The sequence below is a fragment of the Amycolatopsis keratiniphila subsp. keratiniphila genome, from assembly GCF_001620365.2.
Taxonomy (GTDB): Bacteria; Actinomycetota; Actinomycetes; order Mycobacteriales; family Pseudonocardiaceae; genus Amycolatopsis; species Amycolatopsis keratiniphila.
In genome coordinates this window covers 81,061-100,057 of record NZ_LQMT02000039.1, presented here as the reverse complement: position 1 = coordinate 100,057, position 18,997 = coordinate 81,061, and the positions used below count along the sequence as shown (strand labels likewise).

The following is an 18,997-nucleotide window of genomic DNA, read 5'->3' as shown; positions in this document are numbered from 1 at the left end:
GAACGGTCCGTTCCTTGCAAATTTCGCAAGGAACGGACCGTTCATTGCATTCGGGGATGCGCTCAACCCACCCCGGCGCCCGGGAACGGGAACCCGCCAGGAGCCGCGGCCTCGGTGTCGACCCACTTCCGCATCCCCGCGTCACAGGCCGCGTAACCCCAGTTGATCAACCGCTCCTGCAGCACTTCCGACAGTTTCGTCAGGCGCGTCGGGGTTTCCGCCAGCACGTGCGTGCGCTCGGCGGGCGCCACCAGCGAGTCTTCGAGCTGGAAGTTCGCGAGATCGACGTAAGACCCCCAGTAAGCGCCGGCGAAATCCTTCTCCACATAGGACTTCAGCAGCGCGCCGCGACGCAGTTCGCGAACCTGGTTGTCGATCACGTCCAGGACGCGCAGCAACTGACGTCCCCAGTCACGCTTGACGTCGCGGGTGACCTTCATCCGCTTGCCCGCGTCGCTCACCAGCACGGTCGCGTGCCCTTCGACCGGGTCCAGGCCGAGGTTGTCGTAGACGCCGGCGTCGCTCAGCACGATCTTGCGTTTCCGCTCGGCGGAATGCGGATCCTGGATCACCACGGGCGAAAGCATCGGCGGGAACGCCGAAGACGCGGCCACCGCGGTCGCGAGCGGGATGTTCCCGTGCGGGCCGTTCTGCCGGAAGAACCACCACAGCGCACCGTCTTGGAGGTTCGTCGCGGTGAAGACGAACTGCGGCCCCGTCGGGTCGATGTCCTTCAAACAGCAGTCACCGAACAGGTGTTTCGCGTACACCCGCGCGAGCTCCTCGCCGGCACTCCGCCACGGAACGGCCATGGCCAGCAGGGTGACCGGGATGTCGAGCCGTTTGCGGGCCAGGTTCCGGATCGGCGCGACCACCTTGTCGGAGAAGTTGTCCGCGACCCCGTTTTCGAACTTCAGCTCCGCCCAAGCGTGCGCGAGCACGCCTGCCGCGATCGAGCCGCCCGAAACGCTGGAGAACGTCGAGATCTTCGACAGCCAGCCGAGTTCGTTGAGCCGCCACAGGGCTCCGGTGTGGAACAACATCGCGCGGTAGCCGCCGCCGGACAGCGCGAGACCGACACCTTGCCGGGTGGCCGAAGCTTTGTTGGTATCCCCCACCCGAGTGAGTGTAGGGGTGGGTCAAGTGAGCAGCGGCTGTAACAGACGTCGTTGCTCTTCGGGGACGTACTCGGCGTAGTTGTCGTAGAGCGCCTGCTTCGCCAGCCGCGAAGCGCGCTCGCCGTCGGAGTCGCGGATCGCGCCCAGCACCTCTTCGTGATGCGTCAGCCAGCTGCGCATCAACGCCGTCCGGTCGTCGGCGTGTTCCAGTTTGTCCTCGATGAGTTCCAGTACGACGCCGCGGACGACCTCGCCGCTGATCACCAGCAGCGGATTCCCCGTCGCGCGGGCGATGGCCTCGTGGAACGCGACGTCCGCGTGCGAGAACTCCGCGAAGCCCTTCGAGACGCCCTCACGCATCGCCTCCAGCGCGGCGTCCAGTTCGGCGAGATGCTCCTCCGTCCTGAGCTGCGCGGCGAGCAGATGTGCGGAACCGTCGAGCACCATGCGGAACTGCAGGAGTTCGGACAAGCCGAGATGGTCGGCCCGCGCGAGCCGGTGCATCGACCGGTGCAACGCGGCGGGGGAGGCGGCCAGAACCTCGGGACCGCGCGGGTCTCCCGGCCGGGAGCGGATCATTTCCGCTGCTTGCAGTACACGCAGCGCCTCGCGCACGGTCGAGCGGCCGACGTCGAACTGGACCATCAGTTCGCGTTCGCTCGGCAACCGGTCACCCGGTTTGATCCGGCCGCTGAACACGGCTTCCTCGATCTGTTCGACGACACGCTGGTACGCGCGGACAGGGGCGACCGGCTCGAATTCCATCTTGACCCTGCCGTCTCGTCTGGTTTACTGGTCAGACCAGTCTACCGGTCAGGGGGCAGGATGAAAGCCCGGATTCACGCGGCAGTGGTGGCGTTGCTGCTGGTGGCGTCCGGCTGCTCCGCCGGCTCGAGTGCCACCGTGGCCAAGGATCCCGGCACGCTCGCCATCGGTTACACCGCCGAACCCGCGAACTTCGACTTCACCCGGACGGACGGCGCCGCCATCCCGCAAGCCTTGCTCTACAACGTCTACGAGGGCCTGGTGAAGCTCGACGCGAACGCGAAGATCGTGCCGCTGCTGGCCGAATCGTGGACGGTGTCGGAAGACCGCAAGACCTACGACTTCAAGCTCCGGAAGAACGCGAAGTTCAGCAACGGGGCGCCGTTCACCGCCGAGGACGTCAAGTTCTCGCTGATGCGCGTGAAGACCGACTGGACCGTGTCGATCAAGTCCACAATGGACGTCGTCGACCGGGTCGACGTGGTGGCGCCGGACCACGCGCGGGTCGTGCTCACGAAACCCAGCAACGGCTGGCTGTTCAGCCTCACCAGCCGCCTCGGCGCGATGTTCAGCCCGACCGGGGTCGCGGATCTGGCGAACAAACCAGTCGGCACCGGGCCGTACACGGTTTCCTCGCGACGTCGTGGCGACTCCATCGTGCTCAAGCAGAATCCCGCGTACTGGGGCACGAAACCGGCCTATTCCACCGTGGTCCTCAAGTACATCAAGGATCCGACGGCGCTCAACAACGCCTTGCTCAGCAACGGGATCGACGTCATCTCCGCGATCACCGTGCCGGATTCGATCCCGCAGTTCCAGAGCGACGACCGGTTCACCGTCGTCGAAGGCACGACCAACAGCGAGGTCACGCTCGCGTTCAACAACGCGCGGCCGCCGCTGAACGATGTCCGGGTGAGAAAGGCGCTGTCGTACGCGATCGACCGGAAAGCGTTGCTGGACACGGCCTGGGCCGGCCGAGGCACGCTCATCGGCAGCATGGTCCCGCCGACGGACCCCTGGTACGAAGACCTGTCGAACGCGTATCCGTTCGATCCCGCGAAGGCGAAAGCGCTGCTCGCGGAAGCGGGCCAACCGAATCCGTCACTGCGGCTGCGGATCCCGAACCTGCCGTACGCGGTTTCGGCGGCGCAGGTGGTGTCCTCGCAACTGGCGGACGTCGGGGTCACGGTGACGATCGAGCCGCTGGACTTCCCGGCGGTGTGGCTCAAGCAGGTCTTCACCGACCGCGACTACGACCTGTCGATCATCCAGCACGTCGAGGCGCGCGACATCGTCACCTTCGGCAGGCCCAAGTACTACTGGGGTTACGACAGCAAGCCCGTCCAGCAGAACCTGGCGAAGGCCGACGCCGGAACGCCCCAGGAGCAGATCGACGCGATGCGCCAGGTCGCGCGGCGGCTGTCCGAGGACGCCGCCGCGGACTGGCTTTTCCTGTTCCCCAACGTGATCGTGGCGAAGAACAAGGTGACCGGGTTCGTCCGCAACCAGGTCAGCGAGTCCTTCGATCTCACGGGATTGGCGCCGCGATGACGGTCAAGATCGTGCGCCGTGTGGCGATCCTGGTGGCCAGTGTGCTGGTCGCGTCCATCGTGGTGTTCCTGTTCATGGCCGTGTTGCCGGGAGATCCGGCGCAGGTCGCGCTCGGCGTCAACGCGACCCCGGAACTGGTCGCGAAGACGCGCGCCGAATTCGGCATCGACAGGCCGCTCGTGACGCAGTACTTCGACTGGATCGGCGGTGTCCTGCAAGGCGACTTCGGCCGCTCGTACGTCACCCGCGAGGAGATCGGCCCCGCGCTGACCGACCGCCTCGGCGTCACGTTGTGGCTGGTCGGGGCCGGGATGCTGGTGGCGTTGCTGATCGCCGTCCCGGCCGGGACGTTCGCCGCGGTGCGGCACCGGAAGGCCGACGGCACCGCGCTTTCCGGCCTGTCGCAGATCGGCGTCGCGATCCCCGCGTTCCTCGCCGGCATCATCCTGGTGCAGATCTTCGCGGTGCAGTTGCGCTGGCTGCCCTCCGGCGGCTGGACACCGCCGGTGCAGGATCCGGGCGAATTCCTCCGCGGTCTGGTCCTCCCCGCGCTGTCGCTGGGGCTCGTGCAGGGCGCGGTGCTCACACGCTATGTCCGGTCGGCCGTGCTCGACACGCTCGGCCAGGACTACCTGCGCACGGCGCGCTCCAAGGGGCTGCGGCCGTTCCAAGCGCTGTTCCGCCACGGGCTGCGCAACGCCGCCGTGCCGGTGGTGACGGTGCTCGGGCTGCAACTTTCGACGCTGCTGATCGGCGCCGTCGTCGTCGAGCGCGTGTTCGTCCTGCCGGGGCTGGGCAGCATGCTGCTGGACTCGGTGGCGTCGCGGGATCTCTTGTCCGTGCAGGGGATCGTGCTGGTCCTGGTGGTCGGCGTACTGCTGGTGAACTTCGTGGTCGACGTCCTGTACACGGTGCTCGACCCGAGATTGCGGGGTTCCTGATGCGTAACCGCAGTCTCCTCGTCGGCGGCGTCCTGGTCGCGCTGATCGTGCTCGCCGCCCTGCTTTCGTTCGTGTGGACGCCGTTCGACCCGGTGAAGGTCGACGCGGCCAACCGGCTGCACGATTTCAGCGGCTCGAACCCGCTCGGCACCGACAGCTTCGGCCGCGACGTGCTCAGCCAGCTCATGGTCGGCGCGCGGACCACGCTGTACGTCGGTGTGGTCGCGGTCGGCATCGCGGCGGTGATCGGGACGCCGCTCGGGATCCTCGCCGGGATGTCGTCGCGGTGGCTCGGCGAGTTCGTCATGCGGGTCAACGATCTCGTGCTCGCGTTCCCCGCGTTGCTGCTCGCGATCATGTTCGGCGCGGTGTTCGGGGCGGACACGCTGACCGCGATGGTGGCGATCGGCATCGCGACCATCCCGTCGTTCGCGCGGATCGCGCGTTCGGGCACGTTGCAGGTGATGAGCAGCGAGTTCGTGCTGGCCGCGCGGTCGGCGGGCCGGTCACGGCTGAACATCGCCGCGCGGCACGTGCTGCCGAACATCTCCGGGTTGCTGATCGTGCAGGCGTCGGTGTCGTTCGCGATCGCGGTGCTCGCGGAAGCGGCGTTGTCGTTCCTCGGCTTCGGCACGCGGCCGCCGACCCCGTCATGGGGCCGCATGCTGCAGGAATCCCAGATGTTCCTGACCCTGCACCCGCGGCTCGCGCTCGTGCCCGGAGTCGCGATCGCCATCGCCGTCCTCGGCTTCAACCTGCTCGGTGACGGCCTCCGCGATCGTCTCGACCCACGATTGGCGGCGCGGTTATGACCCTCGAAGTCCATGGTCTCGGCATCTCCGGGCTGGTCCGCGACGTCTCGTTCAGTATCGCGCGCGGTGAGCGGGTCGGGCTGATCGGCGAGTCGGGTTCCGGGAAGTCGTTGACGGCGTTGTCGATCATGGGGCTGCTGCCCGAAGAGCTCGCCGCGTCCGGATCGGTGAAACTCGACGGTCGCGAGCTGCTGGGCGCGCCGGAGAAGGAGCTGTCGCGGTTGCGCGGCAACGAGATGTCGATGGTGTTCCAGGAGCCGATGACCGCGCTGAACCCGGCGATGCGGATTGGTGCGCAGGTGGCCGAGCCGATGTGGATCCATCGCAAGGGCGGGAAGGACCCCGAGCCTTTGCTCGCTTCCGTGGGACTGCCCGGGGTCGCTCGCGCGTATCCGCATCAACTGTCCGGCGGGCAGCGGCAACGCGTCGTCCTCGCGATCGCGCTGGCCAACGACCCGAAGCTGCTGATCTGCGACGAGCCGACGACCGCGCTGGACGTCACCGTGCAGGCGCAGATCCTGGAGCTCATCCTCGACGGCGTCCGCGAACGGGAGTGCGCGCTGCTGTTCATCACGCACGATCTCGCCGTCGTGGCGTCGGTGTGCGAGCGGGTGCTGGTGATGCTGGACGGCGAGATCGTCGAAGCCGGCTCGACCCGTGACGTCCTCACCGCGCCACAGCACGAGTACACGAAGAAGCTGTTGGCCGCTTCGGATCTGGAGGCGAGCCGATGATGATCTCGGTGAGAGATTTGGAACGCCGCTACAGTGCACATGGCTTCTCGGCGGGAAAGAGTGCCTCGAAGCGGCGTCGCGATGTGCATGCGTTGCGTGGTGTCTCCTTCGATGTCGAAGCAGGTCAACGGTTCGGCATCGTCGGCGAATCGGGTTCGGGAAAGTCCACTTTGGTCAGGTTGCTGGCCGCGCTCGACAAGCCGACGGCGGGCAGCGTCTCGTTCCAGGGCAAACGCGTCGACACGTTGCCGGAGCGCAAACTCGGCTTCCTGCGGTCGGAACTGCAGATCGTCTTCCAGGATCCGATGGGTTCGCTCGACCCTCGGATGCGGGTGCGCGACATCATCTCCGAACCGTTGGGCCGCCGGGATCACGCGCGGGTTTCGGAGCTGCTGAAGGCCGTCGGCCTGCCCGAGGACGCCGCGGGCCGCTATCCGCACCAGTTCTCCGGCGGGCAACGGCAGCGCATCTCGATCGCGCGGGCACTCGCACCGAATCCGCGCGTTCTCATCGCGGACGAGCCGGTGAGCGCGCTCGACGTCTCGGTGCGGAAACAGATCCTCGACCTGCTCGCGTCGCTGGTCGAGCTGTACTCGCTGACGCTGATCTTCGTCTCGCACGATCTCGGCGTGGTGCGGCACGTCTGCGACCGGGTCGCGGTGATGCGGCGCGGGGAGATCGTCGAGATCGGCGACGTCGACCAGGTCTACGACGCGCCGGAACACGAATACACCAGGGAACTGCTGGCGGCCGCGCCGAATCTGCGGGCCGAGCTGGCGCGGCTTCGGGGAGGGGATGATGGCTGAATACCCGGAGGGACTGCCGATCGGCGACGGCTGGGTGGCAGGAGTGGACACATCGCCGGTGAACTTCCCGTTCGACGGGAGTGAGATCGGCCGGGCGCCGGTCGGGACGCCGGAGCTGGCCACGCGGGCGATCGACGAGGCGGTCGCGGTGTTCAAGCAGGTCGCGGCCCTGCCATCGCGTACCCGGCGTTCGCTGCTGAACGACGTCGCCGCGGCTCTGGAAGCGCGGCGCTCCGACTTCGAGCAGCTTCTGGTGCTGGAGACCGGAAAGCCGCTGGTCGATTGCCGCGTCGAGGTCGCCCGCACGATCGTCACCTGGCAGGCCGCCGCCGAGGAGGTCTCGCGGCTGCACGGCGAGACCGTCCCGCTCGACCTGCTGCCGTCCGGCGACGGGCTGGTCGGATTCTGGAAACGCAAGCCGATCGGGGTAGTGGTCGGCATCGCCGGATTCAACTATCCCCTGCTCCTGGCGTCGCACAAGATCGCGCCAGCCATCGCCGCCGGCTGCCCGGTGGTGGTGAAACCCGCGCCGCAGACGCCGCTGGCGACGTTGTGGCTCGTGCATCTGGTGCGCTCGCTGACCGACCTGCCCGCGATGGTCCAGCTGGTCACCGGGGACGCGGCCGTCGGCTCGGCGCTGGTCACGGATCGGCGCGTCGGCGCGGTGTCGTTCACCGGATCAGCGCTGGTCGGGCACCGGATCGCGCGCGACGCCGCGCCCACGAAGACGTTGCTGGAGCTGGGTTCCAACGCGGCACTGGTGGTCGCGGAGGACGCCGATCTCGACGCGGCGGCGGACGCCGTGCTGCGCGGCGGGTTCTACGCGTCCGGGCAGGCCTGCATTTCGGTGCAGCGGGTGCTGGTCGTGGACGCCGTCGCCGAGGAGTTCACCGAACGGGTGCTCGCGCGGCTCGGCGAAGTCGTCACCGGTGACCCGCGCGACGAGAAGACGCGGGTTTCGGCGCTGATCGATCCGGGGTCCACTCGGCGCGTCCAGGAGTGGGTCGACAAAGCGACTTCGGCCGGTGCGCGGCTGGTCGGAGGCGGTGTCGAGGGCACGGTGATCCGGCCGACCGTGCTGCTCGACGTGCCGGACGGCCTCGAATGCTGGGACGAGGAGATCTTCGGTCCCGTGGTCTGTATCCGCACCGTGTCCTCTGTGGACGAAGCGTTCGATGCGGTCAACGCGTCGCGCTACGGGCTGCACGCCTCGGTGTTCAGCACGTCGCTGAAGACGGCGTTCCGCGCGCTCGACGAGCTCGAAGTCGGCGGTGTGGTGGTCAACGAGGTGCCCGGGTTCCGGTCCGACACCATGCCGTACGGCGGCGTGAAGGACTCCGGGATCGGGCGGGAAGGGCCGCGGTTCGCGGTCGAAGAACTGACCGTGACGAGGATGGCGGTGCTGCGCCCGTGACGTATGAAAACCTGTTCCGGCTCGACGGGAAGCGGGCCGTCGTCCTCGGCGGTGGCAGCGGGATCGGCCGCGAATCCGCGAAGGCGCTGGCCGCGCACGGCGCCGAGGTGATCGTCGCGGACCGCGATGTCGCCGCGGCCAAGGAAACCGGCGTGGGCGAGGCATATGAGGTCGACCTGCTCTCGGAGGGCGCGGCCGCGCGGGCGGCGGAGGAACTCGGCGAGATCGACGTCGTCGTGCTGACCGCCGCCACCAACGTGCGCAAACGGCTGCTGGAGTACACGCGCGAGGAATTCGACCGGGTGATCGCGCTGAACCTGGGCGCGACCTTCGAGGTCGTACGCGCGTTCGGCGCCGGGATGGTCGAGCGCGGGCGGGGGAGCATTGTCGGGTTCTCGTCGATCCGCGGCACCACCGTCGAGCCCGGCCAAGGTCCGTACGCGGCGACGAAAGCCGGGCTCGTGCAGCTTTTCCGCACGGCCGCGGCGGAGTTCGGCCCGGCAGGGGTACGGGTCAACGCGATCGCGCCCGGCGTCGTCGAAACCCCGCTGACGGCACAGATCAAGGCGAATCCGGCCTGGTACGACGCATACGCGACCAAGGGCGCGCTCGGCCGATGGGCGCGCCCGGACGAGCTCGCGGGTGCCGTCGTGTACCTGGCGTCGGACGCGTCGTCGTTCGTCACCGGCTCCGTGCTGGCGGTGGACGGCGGCTGGACCGCGGTCGACGGCCGCTTCGAACCGCCCGCGACGTAAGGAGAGTTGCCGTGCCGGAGTTGCCCGATCTGACCGCCGTCGAGCTGGTCGCCCAGTACCGCGCTGGGACGCTGTCGCCGGTCGAGGTCACCGAAGCCGTCCTCACACGTATCGAGGCGCGCGAGCCCGAGCTGCACGCGCTTTACGCGTACGACCCGAGCGGAGCACGCGAAGACGCGAAGGCGTCCGAAAGCCGATGGCACGCGGGCGAACCGCTCGGTCCGATCGACGGTGTCCCGTTGACGCTCAAGGAGAACATCGCGACGCGCGGCACGCCGGTCCCGCTCGGCACGGCCGCCACGTCGCTGACACCCGCGCCCGAAGACGCCCCGGCGGGCGCCCGCGTGCGCGAGTCCGGTGGCGTTCTGCTGGGCAAGACGACCATGCCGGACTACGGGATGTTGACGTCCGGGCTGTCGAGTTTCCACACCGCGTCACGGAATCCGTGGGACACCACGCGCACGCCCGGCGGCTCCAGCGCCGGTGCGGGTTCGGCGGCCGCGGCGGGCTACGGCCCGCTGCACGTCGGCACCGACATCGGCGGCTCGATCCGGCTGCCCGCCGGCTGGTGCGGCCTGGTCGGGCTGAAGCCGAGCTTCGGCCGGGTGCCGGTGGATCCGCCGTTCCTCGGCCGCGTCGCCGGGCCGATGACGCGGACCGTGGCCGACACCGCGCTGCTGATGAGCGTTCTGTCCGGTGTGGACGGTCGCGATCACCTTTCGCTCCCGCCTTCGTCTCTCGACTGGTCTTCGCTTTCGGCCGAGGTCAAGGCCCTGCGGATCGGACTCCATCTCGACCCCGGCGTCGGGCTTCCTGTGCTGCCGGAGACGATCGCCGCCGTCACCGAAGCCGCACGTGTCTTCGAGGCGGCCGGTGCCGTCGTCGAGCCGGTTTCGCCGTTCCTGCGCCGGGAAATGCTCGACGGACTCGACACCTTCTGGCGCGTCCGTGCGTGGTCGGACATGTCGGCCCTGCCCGAAGACCGCCGCGCGAAAGTCCTGCCGTACATCGCCGACTGGGCAGCCGGCGGTGCCGACGTCAGCGGTGTCGACGCCTACCGCGGCTTCGCGCAGATCGACGCCATCGCCGTCGCGACCCTGCGCGCGACCGAACGCTTCGACGTCGTCCTGTCCCCGACCTGCCCGGTCTCGGCCCCGCCCGCCGACTGGCCCTCGCCGACCAACGACCCGCGCCGCCCGTTCGAGCACATCGCGTTCACCGTGCCGTACAACATGTCCGGCCAGCCCGCGGTCTCGATCAACTGCGGCTACACGAGCGACGACCAGCCCATCGGCCTCCAGATCAGCGGACGCCGCTTCGCCGACCTCGACGTCCTTCGCGCCGCTGCCGCCTACGAATCCCTTCGCCCCACTCCGCGCCCCTGGCCCTAGCTAGTTCAGACGGGTATCGAGATGAGTGAGCCAGGAGTCCAAATGGGGACACTGTGAGCGGAGTCCGTCTATGCCCAGGTCCGCTATGGCCAGTGGCCCGTCGTTCGTCTTCGAGTAGCCCTTGCAGTAGCGAGCGAGCCGTTTCGAGGGGGAGGTATCGAAGCCGTCGTTGACCAGTTCGGGGCCGCCCGCGCCGCGGACGTCTCTTCGAAGTCGGTCCGCCAGGTCGGTGCCGGCGAACAGCCAGCCGAGTTGCTCGGCTGCGGCGAAGACCCAGGATTCGAGTTCGTGCAGGACCAGGTGGGGAACGAACCGCGTATCGGAAATCGCCGATACCAGCGACTTCTCGACATGTTCGACTCGCTCGTATGCGGAGGATGCCGGCCTGTTCCTCATGCCGGGGCTGTCGGACGGAAAGCCGTAGTAGTCGAACAAGATGGTGAGGGTGTGGATATCGCTGCTGCGCAGCAACACCTTGATCTCTTGCTCAAGCTTGGCCCAGCTGCTCACGCCGCCGCGACTGGCAGGGCCGGTGGCAGGTCTCTTCGTCGTCACGATGGACTTCGTGATCGTCCAGCCTTGATCCCGAAGGTACGGCTCCAGGAGGCTGTCGACGACGATCTCTTCGGTTTGCCCTTCGACCAGGAAGTGCAGACGTCGATATCCGGTGGTCATCCGCGCCTGTTCTCTTCCCGCGTCGGCCGCCCGCCGAGCAGGTTCTTCTCCCACAGTTCGCCAAGTGAATAGTCGGCCAGCCAGTCTTCCAGGGTGGAGACGTCCGGCCTGGAGAAATCGGAGCTCCCCGACTTGCGCTCGACGACTATCAGGTCGCCGACCTCGAATTGATTCATGAGAGTCACGGACTGGGTGGCGATGAGTACCTGGCTGCGCCGCGATGCCTGGCGCAGCAGATCTGCGAGTTGAATGATCGCGAACGGGTGGAGCCCGAGCTCGGGCTCGTCCAGAACGACGAGACCCGGCAGTTCGGGCTGCAGCAGAAGCGTCACCAGACAGACGAACCGCAGGGTTCCATCTGACATCTGGTTCGCCGAAAAGACCGCATCCGAGTCTTTTTGCTGCCACCGCAACAAGATTCGGTCGTTATTGTCCGGCTTGAGGATGAAATCCCGAAAGAACGGCGCGACAAGCTGGATCGCACCTAATATCCTTCGGTATGCCGAGCTGTCGGCGGGGTTTCTACTTTGCTGTAAGCGGTACAGGTAGGCGGCGAGATTCCCCGCGTCGTTTCGCAGTCTTATGTCGTCCGCCGTTGGGACCATGCGCTTGACCGGTGCATCGGCACTGGTGTCGTGAAAGTGGTAGACCTTGCAACCACGGAGCAGGTCAGTGAACTGCGATGCGACCCGGCTCGGGTTCCGACCAACCTCGTCCGGTAGCCGTGTTTCCCGATGCCCGCTCCCGATCGGCCGGCTGTAGGGCCGGTCGTCTCCCTCCGCCCGGGAGTGCAGGCGCTCCGACTCGAAGACCAGTTCGTCCCTGGTCGCCGCGACCAGAGTGGCTTCATAGGAGTTGGACCCGGCTTCCAGTTGAAGGTGTATCCGGGCCGACGAGTCGCCGACGTTGAGCAGCGCCGAAGCCCCGCCGTTGAGTCCGACGAACAACCCCAGTTCACCTTCGACGATCCGGCCAAGTAGTTCGAGCGCGTGGACGAAGTTGCTCTTACCAGCGCCGTTCGCGCCGATCAGCACGTTCATCGCGCCCAGCTCGACGCGCGCCGAGCGGATCGAGGTGAAGCCCTCGATCTCGATCGACGTCAGCCGCTGTTGGGTCATGGGCACAGCTTAGGCAATCGTCTGAAAAAGTTGACGTTGCACGCGCAACCACCGCATTCAGAGGACGAAACGCGTCAGCCGCCGATCGCCTCGGCCAGCGCCAGGATCCGCCGCGCGTTCTCGACGTGCAGGTTTTCGATCATCCGCCCGTCCACGGTCACGACGCCCTGCCCGGCCGCCTGCGCCTCCTCGAACGCCGCGATGATCTTGCGCGACCGCGCGATCTCCTCCTCGGACGGCGCGAAGATCCGGTTGCACGGCTCCAGCTGCGCCGGGTGGATCAGCGTCTTGCCGTCGAAGCCGAACTGACGCCCCTGCACGCATTCCGCCTCGAAGCCTTCGAGGTCCTTCACGTCGTTGTAGACGCCGTCGAGGATGGCCTTGCCGGTCGCGCGCGCGGCCAGCAGCGCGAGGGAAAGCCCGCCCAGCAGCGGAGCGCGGCCGGGGACGAACTCGGCGTGCAGTTCCTTCGCCAGGTCGTTCGTGCCCATGACCAGCACGGTCAGCCGCTCGGACGCGGCGGCGATCTCCTCGGCGTGCAGCATCGCGACCGGGGTTTCGACCATCGCCCAGATCTTCGTGTGGTCCGGCGCGCCGCCGAGTTCCAGCGCGCGCTCGATGTTGTGCACTTCGGCGGCGGAGTTCACCTTCGGCACCACGATCGCGGCCGGGCCCGCCTGCGCGGCGGCGCGGAGGTCGGCGTCGTGCCATTCGGTGTCGAGGCCGTTGACGCGGATGGTCACCTCGCGCGAGCCGTACTCCTTCGACGAAGCGGCGGCGCAAACGCGTTCACGTGCGGCTTCCTTCGCGTCGGGCGCGACGGCGTCTTCGAGGTCGAGGATGAGGCCGTCCGCGTCCAGCGTCTTGGCCTTCTCCAGCGCTCTTTCGTTCGCGCCGGGCATGTAGAGGACGGAACGTCGCGGGTTCATGCGGAAGCCTCCTGATCTTTTGGGGTCGCGCGTTTCGGCCGACAGGCCTCGCTGACGCGGCTGCGGGTCGCCGTGCATTGGAGACCGGTGGGTACTCGCTCAGTCGCGGCCCGTAGACGGGTCTGCGATCGCGCGATGTCAAACACTGCTGGCGGCGTCGTACGCGGCGGCGAGTTCAGGATCGTCGGCGGCGAGGGCGTCCGCGAGTTCGGCGACCACCCGGCACTGCTTGACCGAGGCGTCGTCCTGCATCTTGCCGTCGATCATCACCGCGCCGGTGCCATCACCCATCTCGGCGATCACACGCCGTGCCCAGGCGACGTCCTCGGGCGAGGGCGAGAACACCTTCTTGGCGATGTCGATCTGCACCGGGTGCAGGCTCCAGGCGCCCACACAGCCGAGCAGGAACGCGTTGCGGAACTGGTCCTCGCAGGCCACGACGTCGCGGATGTCGCCGAACGGCCCGTAGTACGGCAGGATCCCGTTCGCCGCGCAGGCGTCGACCATCCGCGCGACGGTGTAGTGCCACAGATCCTGCTGATACGTCGTGCGTCCCTCGTTCAGGTCCTCGCCGGTCGGGTCCGTGCGCACGAGGTAACCGGGGTGCCCGCCACCCACCCGGGTGGTCTTCATCCGGCGGCTCGCGGCGAGGTCGGCCGGGCCGAGCGAGATGCCCTGCATCCGGGGGCTCGCGCCGGCGATCTCCTCGACGTTCGCGACGCCGCTGGCGGTTTCCAGGATCGCGTGCACCAGCAGCGGCTTCGTCAGCCCTGCCCGCGCTTCGAGCTGCGCGAGCAGCCTGTCGACGTAATGGATGTCCTGCGCGCCTTCGACCTTCGGCACCATGATCACGTCGAGTTTGTCGCCGATCTCGGTGACCAGCGTGATCAGGTCGTCGAGCACCCACGGCGAGTCGAGGCTGTTGACGCGCGTCCACAGCTGCGTCTTGCCGAAGTCGGTCGACTTCGCGATGGAGACGAGCCCGTTCCGCGCGGCCTCCTTGCGGTCGGCGCGCACGGCGTCCTCGAGGTTGCCGAGCAGGACGTCGACCTTCTTGGCGATGTCCGGGACCTTGGCGGCCATCTTCTCGTTGCTGGGATCGAAGAAATGGATCATCCGCGAAGGAGGCACGGGGATCTGGCGGAGCGGTTCCGGCGCCCCCACGGCGAGCGGGGCGAAGAAATCCTTCGGCGAACGCATCGTTCCTCCATCGCTACGGGCCAAGTGACCGACGGGTAACCCTAAACCCGGAAGGCGGGGAACCGCTGCGGCGCAGCTCACCTCCAAGGGGGCACGATCGGGAATCGCGGAGGAATCTGTGGACGACTGGGCCTTGCCGGGTTTCACCGAGCTGGGGTCGCTGGGCGAAGGTGGATTCGGGCGGGTCGTGCTGGCCCGGCACGACGAATCCGCGCAGGTCGTGGCCATCAAATACCTGTATGCGAGGTTCGCCGCCGACCCACAGCGCCTGGCCGAGTTCCGCCATGAGGCGCAGATCCTGAGCCGCGTTTCGGGGCCGCATATCGCCCGTCTGCACCAGTTCGTGGAGACCCCGCAAGGGGTCGCGATCATCATGGAAGCCGTTCACGGAATCTCCCTGAAAGAGATCCTCGGCCGCCAGGAGAAGCTCGAACCCGAAGCCGCGCTGGCCATCCTCAAAGGCTCGCTGCTCGGTCTCGCCGGCGCGCACGCCGCGGGCACCGTCCACCGCGACTACAAACCGGCCAACGTCCTGGTCACCCGCGAGGGGCAGAGCAAGCTCGTCGACTTCGGCATCGCCGTGCTCGCCGGGCAGACCGGGGTCGCCGCCGGCACGCCCGCGTACATGGCGCCCGAACAGTGGGCGGGCGGCGTCGCCACCCCCGCGACCGACGTCTACGCCGCGACCTGCGTGTTCTTCCAGTGCGTCGTCGGCCACCGGCCGTACGAGGCGGAGCAGACCGAAGTGCTGCGCACGCTGCACGAATACGCCCCGATCCCGTTCGGCGAAGTGCCCGAACCGGTCCGCGACCTCATCGCGCGCGGCATGGCGAAGGACGTCGCCCACCGGCCGTCGGGCGCGGCCGAATTCGTCGCGGAACTGGAGGCGTCCGCCAGGAAGGCGTACGGCGACGACTGGGAGCGCAACGGCTGGCACTGGCTCGCCAAGGGCGCCGGCGTCCTGGTCGCCCTGTCCCCGCTGGCCCTGCTCGGCGCCGGGACCGCCGCCGCGCCGGTCATCGCGGGCGGAGCGGCCACCGCCGGCGGCGGGATCGCGCTCGGCCTCAAGATCACCGCCGCGGTCGCCGCCGCCACCGCGGTCGCCGTCGGGACGGTCGTGGTGGTCGACACGAACAGCGAAGACGAAGCACCGCCACGGACGGCGACCGTCGCCGCGATGAAGGTCGACCTCCTCACCCGCACCGAGAAGCTCGACGGCTTCGACTTCAACGGGAAGTACGTCCGCATCAGCGGGCTGAAGGACAAGGCGGTCGAGGAGCGGGTCAACAAGGCGCTGATGGCGCCGATCGACGACTGGCTCACGAGCGTCTGGCCGCCGGGGAGCCCGCCGGAAAAGGAGCCCGACGGCGACATCCCGCATATGTCCACCACCGCCGAGGTCCTGCGCCAGGACGACAAGCTGATCTCGGTCGTCTACGAACGTTCGGTCGAGACTGTCCAGCTCGGGAACCGCGGCGCCTACGCCGTCCGGACCCTCGTGATCGACCTGTCCGACGGCGACGTGATCCCGACCGCGGGCCTGTTCGACGACGTCGACGGCAACGCCGTGCGGATGCGGATGGTGGAAGACCGGCTGTACGCCTCGGCCGAACCGGGCGAGTGCCTCGCCACGCCGCCGTCGGAACCGGAGCACCTTCCCGCGGGAGCGATGTCGGACCGGTACACCCAGGACGGGGCGATCGTGCAGGCGGCGCCCGCGGCGAACGGGATGGAGTTCCGCGTCGCGGCCTACGCGCTCGGGTACCCGATGGTCTGCAATCCGACGACCGTCACCGTGCCCTACGAACGGCTGCGCGGCCTGCTGAGTCCCGCGGTCGCGCACCTGCTCGGCGGCACGCAGGGCAAAAAGACCAAAGAGGACAACATCGGCGCTTTCACCATCACCACACCGGAAAACTGGCGGCTGCTCTCCGGCGAACCCATCGAGCGCTACCTGGTGACCGCCGAACAGTGCACGCAGCCGTTCCGCTGCGCGGGCGTCGTCTTCAGCGACAACTCGCGGGTCGACCCGGCCACTCCGCCCTATGAACCGGGCAAGCCGTACAACCGATCCACCGGCCCGCGTCCATGTCACTCGCTCGGGGCACCAGGGGAGACACAGGGGTCGCCTGTCCTCCAGACGAAGGAGCTTCGCTCGATCGGGACGAAGAAGGCGGCCTACGAAGAGTGGCGACTCACGTGTTCCGGCGGCGGTAGCGTCACTCAGCGGGTCTGGTTCCTGCCGAAAACGCAGCTCGTGATCGTGGACGAGTGGAACACTCCAGGCCTCGACAAGATTCTGGAAGAGGCGAAGTGGAACTAAGCGACGAGTGGAGACTGCCCGGCTTCACGGAGCTGGAGCAGCTGGGCACCGGCACCTTCGGCCGTGTGGTGCTCGCGCGCCAGGACAACACCGGCCACGTCGTCGCGATCAAATACCTCTTCTCCCGCTTCGCCGCCGAGCCCGCCTATCTCGACGCGTTCCGCCAGGAAGCCCTGGCGCTGCACCGGGTGACGAGCCCGCACGTCGTGAAGCTGTACGAGTTCTTCGAGACGCCGCAGGGCGCGGCGATCGTCATGGAGGCGATCAACGGCGTCTCCCTGCGTTCCGTCCTTCAGGCCGAAGGCGCTCTCGAACCCGAAGCCGCGCTCGCCGTTCTGAAGGGATCGCTGCTCGGGCTGGCCGCGGCGCACTCCGCCAACGTCGTCCACCGGGACTACAAACCGGCCAACGTCCTCGTCGCCGACACGGGCGAGAGCAAGCTGGTCGACTTCGGCACGGCCGTCCTGGCGGGCGAACGCGGCCCGTCCGTCGGCACGCCCGCGTACATGGCGCCCGAGCAGTGGTCCGGCGGGCAGGCCACTCCCGCGACCGACGTCTACGCCGCCACCTGCGTGTTCTTCCAGTGCGTCGCCGGGCACCGGCCGTACGAGGCCGAGCAGACCGAAGTGCTGCGCACGCTGCACGAACACGCGCCCATTCCGTTCGGCGAAGTCCCCCAGCCGGTACACGAGATCGTCGCGCTCGGAATGGCGAAGGACCCGTCGAAACGACCGGTCGACGCGCTCGCGTTCGTCAGCGAATTGGAACGCGTCGCCCGCGCGGAGTACGGCGACGAATGGGAACGCAAGGGCTGGTCGCGGCTGGCGAAGGCGGCGGGCGTGCTCGTCGCGGCGACGCCGTTGGTCCTGCTCAGCGCCGGTACCGCGGCCGCTCCCGGCGTCGCCGCCGGAACGGGTGCGGCGGCCGCGTCGACCGGCGGGATCGCGGTCGGGCTGAAGATCACCGCCGGCGTCATCGCGGCGACGGCCGCCGTGGTCGGTTCGGTGGTCGTCTTCTCCGACGCGAGCACTCCACCGCCTTCGCCGCCGACCACGCAACAGGCAGTCGCGCTCAAGGTCGCCATGAAGACCGAGTCGGGGACGGTGCCCGGCACGACCCTCGCCTACACCGGCGAACGTCCGGAAGTGACCGGTTCGCCCGATCAAGTCTGGCTCAAGAGGGTCAACGACGCGCTGACCGCGCCGATCGACGCCTGGAACCGCAAAACCGGCCCCGGCGCCGCCAAGCTTGAGCCGGAACGCGGGCCGTACGCGCTGACCACGAAGGCCGACATCCGCACGGAGAACGAGCGGTACCTCTCGGTGCGCTACACCCACGACCTCACCAACAAACCCCACTCGACCTGGGGAAACGGGCGCGCCGCGGTGACCATCGACCTCAAGGAGGGCAAGGCGCTCACGCCGGCCGAACTGTTCGCCCCCGGGAAGTTCACCGACGAGGGCCTCCGGGAACTGACCGAGATCCTCTGGCCCGACAAGGAGCAGTGCGGCCCTCCGAGCACCATTTTCCCGTACCGGCCGCTCCGGGCGGCCGACCTCACCGGAGACCCGAAGGTGTGGCTCGCGTTCGCGCCGACCGCCCTCGAGGTCACGGCCAACATGACCGACCTGGGCTTCACCACCGCCTGCAGCGTCCAAGACCTCACACTGCCCTACGACAAAGTGCGCGGACTGCTGAACCCCGCCCTCGTCGACGGCGTGACCAGCGGAAAGGTGGTCAAAGGCACGTCGTCCGCTCCGCCCGCGCAGGGTGTCACCGACGTCTCGGCCGGCGCGCTCACCCTGCATCTGCCGCAGGACTGGTCCGTGGTCTCGCAGGGACTGGAGAAGGTGCTCGTCGGCCCGGGCTGCCCGGATCCCAAGAAGTACTTCAACTGCAAGTACGTCCTCGTCACGGACAACACCCAGCGGTCCGCCGAGCAGCCGCCGTACCGGCCGGGGGAGTTCTACCGGCGCAGCGCGGGCGGGCGGGCCTGCAACGCCGCCGGGCGGAAGGACCTCCGCCAAGAGGGTGACGCCGCGCGGACGGCTTCCGCCACCGCACCGGTCGGCGGGGTGACGGCGACCTACGAGGAGTGGACGATCCAGTGTGTTCCTCGTGGACAGACGGGTGGAAGCGGCGAGACGAGCGTGACCCAGCGGATCTGGTTCCTTGCGGACAGGCAAATCGTGGTGATGGACGAGTGGCGGACGCCGGGCGTCGAAGAACTCCTTCGTACCGCGACGATCTCCTGACTGACCTGCGAAAGTCCAAAGTGGAATGAGTATTCATTGGGCCGAATGGCCTAACGTCTCGGTTCGTTGCCCGTGACCGTTCGGAGACACCGGGTAACACCACTTACCTCCCTCTCACTCGGTTGGCGGCACGGTCGGACTGAAGTCGAATGACCGCCTACCGACCGGTCACCGATGACAAAGTGCCGCCGATCGCAGCCACTCCCGTTG

Annotated in this window: 16 protein-coding genes; 10 read left to right on the top strand and 6 right to left on the bottom strand. The window is 68.1% G+C overall.

Features of this window, described 5'->3' with window-relative positions; translation table 11 throughout:
* Positions 1-62: 62 nt before the first annotated feature.
* Together AVR91_RS35810 and AVR91_RS35805 are read right to left on the bottom strand one after the other, a co-directional pair.
* Complete coding sequence (locus AVR91_RS35810) at positions 63-1,118, bottom strand: patatin-like phospholipase family protein (protein ID WP_076857512.1); 1,056 nt, start codon at positions 1,116-1,118, stop codon at positions 63-65.
* A gap of 21 nt (positions 1,119-1,139) precedes the next feature.
* Positions 1,140-1,883 carry a FadR/GntR family transcriptional regulator gene (locus tag AVR91_RS35805; protein WP_063276734.1) on the bottom strand — a complete coding sequence of 248 codons (744 nt, stop codon included), beginning with the start codon at positions 1,881-1,883 and terminating at the stop codon, positions 1,140-1,142.
* Between the two features lie 60 nt (positions 1,884-1,943).
* On the opposite strand from AVR91_RS35805, the gene AVR91_RS35800 reads away from it, so the two are divergent.
* From AVR91_RS35800 to AVR91_RS35765, 8 genes are read left to right on the top strand one after another with little or no spacing between them, the layout of a single operon-like run.
* On the top strand, positions 1,944-3,434 hold the full coding sequence (locus tag AVR91_RS35800; RefSeq protein ID WP_063276735.1) for an ABC transporter substrate-binding protein: 1,491 nt from the start codon (positions 1,944-1,946) through the stop codon (positions 3,432-3,434).
* The gene (locus tag AVR91_RS35795) at positions 3,431-4,375 is read left to right on the top strand and encodes an ABC transporter permease (RefSeq protein WP_063276736.1); all 945 of its coding nucleotides are present in this window, start codon (positions 3,431-3,433) and stop codon (positions 4,373-4,375) included. The genes AVR91_RS35800 and AVR91_RS35795 overlap by 4 nt, the downstream gene beginning before the upstream one ends.
* On the top strand, positions 4,375-5,187 hold the full coding sequence (locus AVR91_RS35790) for an ABC transporter permease (RefSeq protein WP_063276737.1): 813 nt from the start codon (positions 4,375-4,377) through the stop codon (positions 5,185-5,187). Before AVR91_RS35795 ends, AVR91_RS35790 begins: the two co-directional genes overlap by 1 nt.
* Positions 5,184-5,921, top strand: coding sequence for an ABC transporter ATP-binding protein (locus tag AVR91_RS35785; RefSeq protein ID WP_063276738.1), 738 nt, complete (start codon positions 5,184-5,186; stop codon positions 5,919-5,921). Before AVR91_RS35790 ends, AVR91_RS35785 begins: the two co-directional genes overlap by 4 nt.
* Positions 5,918-6,727, top strand: coding sequence for an ABC transporter ATP-binding protein (locus tag AVR91_RS35780; RefSeq protein WP_083715298.1), 810 nt, complete (start codon positions 5,918-5,920; stop codon positions 6,725-6,727). Before AVR91_RS35785 ends, AVR91_RS35780 begins: the two co-directional genes overlap by 4 nt.
* Entirely contained in the window at positions 6,720-8,141 is a 1,422-nt protein-coding gene (locus AVR91_RS35775; RefSeq protein ID WP_063276739.1) for an aldehyde dehydrogenase family protein, read from the top strand. Before AVR91_RS35780 ends, AVR91_RS35775 begins: the two co-directional genes overlap by 8 nt.
* Positions 8,138-8,896 carry an SDR family NAD(P)-dependent oxidoreductase gene (locus tag AVR91_RS35770; RefSeq protein ID WP_038507128.1) on the top strand — a complete coding sequence of 253 codons (759 nt, stop codon included), beginning with the start codon at positions 8,138-8,140 and terminating at the stop codon, positions 8,894-8,896. Before AVR91_RS35775 ends, AVR91_RS35770 begins: the two co-directional genes overlap by 4 nt.
* An 11-nt stretch (positions 8,897-8,907) precedes the next feature.
* Complete coding sequence (locus tag AVR91_RS35765) at positions 8,908-10,287, top strand: amidase (RefSeq protein ID WP_063276740.1); 1,380 nt, start codon at positions 8,908-8,910, stop codon at positions 10,285-10,287.
* On the opposite strand, the gene AVR91_RS35760 is transcribed toward AVR91_RS35765, so the two are convergent.
* The 4 genes from AVR91_RS35760 to AVR91_RS35745 all read right to left on the bottom strand — a co-directional run bounded on the left by AVR91_RS35760 (position 10,288) and on the right by AVR91_RS35745 (position 14,209).
* The gene (locus tag AVR91_RS35760; RefSeq protein ID WP_063276741.1) at positions 10,288-10,962 is read right to left on the bottom strand and encodes a DUF4276 family protein; all 675 of its coding nucleotides are present in this window, start codon (positions 10,960-10,962) and stop codon (positions 10,288-10,290) included.
* The gene (locus AVR91_RS35755; RefSeq protein ID WP_063276742.1) at positions 10,959-12,080 is read right to left on the bottom strand and encodes an AAA family ATPase; all 1,122 of its coding nucleotides are present in this window, start codon (positions 12,078-12,080) and stop codon (positions 10,959-10,961) included. The genes AVR91_RS35760 and AVR91_RS35755 overlap by 4 nt, the downstream gene beginning before the upstream one ends.
* A 74-nt stretch (positions 12,081-12,154) precedes the next feature.
* On the bottom strand, positions 12,155-13,009 hold the full coding sequence (locus tag AVR91_RS35750) for an HpcH/HpaI aldolase/citrate lyase family protein (protein ID WP_063276743.1): 855 nt from the start codon (positions 13,007-13,009) through the stop codon (positions 12,155-12,157).
* A 138-nt stretch (positions 13,010-13,147) separates the two neighbouring features.
* Positions 13,148-14,209: an HpcH/HpaI aldolase/citrate lyase family protein gene (locus AVR91_RS35745; RefSeq protein ID WP_063276744.1), complete on the bottom strand. Its 1,062-nt coding sequence runs from the start codon at positions 14,207-14,209 to the stop codon at positions 13,148-13,150.
* 118 nt (positions 14,210-14,327) lie between these two features.
* Between AVR91_RS35745 and AVR91_RS35740 the strand changes: the two genes are divergently transcribed.
* Both AVR91_RS35740 and AVR91_RS35735 read left to right on the top strand, forming a co-directional pair.
* On the top strand, positions 14,328-16,532 hold the full coding sequence (locus AVR91_RS35740) for a protein kinase domain-containing protein (RefSeq protein ID WP_063276745.1): 2,205 nt from the start codon (positions 14,328-14,330) through the stop codon (positions 16,530-16,532).
* Positions 16,523-18,787 carry a serine/threonine-protein kinase gene (locus tag AVR91_RS35735; protein ID WP_063276746.1) on the top strand — a complete coding sequence of 755 codons (2,265 nt, stop codon included), beginning with the start codon at positions 16,523-16,525 and terminating at the stop codon, positions 18,785-18,787. Before AVR91_RS35740 ends, AVR91_RS35735 begins: the two co-directional genes overlap by 10 nt.
* Positions 18,788-18,997 lie beyond the last annotated feature (210 nt).

Coding starts and splice junctions, on each gene's coding strand:
- AVR91_RS35805 (WP_063276734.1), bottom strand. CDS start 1,883: ATGGAATTCGAGCCGGTCGCCCCTGTCCGCGCGTACCAGCGTGTCGTC.
- AVR91_RS35800 (WP_063276735.1), top strand. CDS start 1,944: ATGAAAGCCCGGATTCACGCGGCAGTGGTGGCGTTGCTGCTGGTGGCG.
- AVR91_RS35795 (WP_063276736.1), top strand. CDS start 3,431: ATGACGGTCAAGATCGTGCGCCGTGTGGCGATCCTGGTGGCCAGTGTG.
- AVR91_RS35790 (WP_063276737.1), top strand. CDS start 4,375: ATGCGTAACCGCAGTCTCCTCGTCGGCGGCGTCCTGGTCGCGCTGATC.
- AVR91_RS35785 (WP_063276738.1), top strand. CDS start 5,184: ATGACCCTCGAAGTCCATGGTCTCGGCATCTCCGGGCTGGTCCGCGAC.
- AVR91_RS35780 (WP_083715298.1), top strand. CDS start 5,918: ATGATGATCTCGGTGAGAGATTTGGAACGCCGCTACAGTGCACATGGC.
- AVR91_RS35775 (WP_063276739.1), top strand. CDS start 6,720: ATGGCTGAATACCCGGAGGGACTGCCGATCGGCGACGGCTGGGTGGCA.
- AVR91_RS35760 (WP_063276741.1), bottom strand. CDS start 10,962: ATGACCACCGGATATCGACGTCTGCACTTCCTGGTCGAAGGGCAAACC.
- AVR91_RS35755 (WP_063276742.1), bottom strand. CDS start 12,080: ATGACCCAACAGCGGCTGACGTCGATCGAGATCGAGGGCTTCACCTCG.
- AVR91_RS35750 (WP_063276743.1), bottom strand. CDS start 13,009: ATGAACCCGCGACGTTCCGTCCTCTACATGCCCGGCGCGAACGAAAGA.
- AVR91_RS35745 (WP_063276744.1), bottom strand. CDS start 14,209: ATGCGTTCGCCGAAGGATTTCTTCGCCCCGCTCGCCGTGGGGGCGCCG.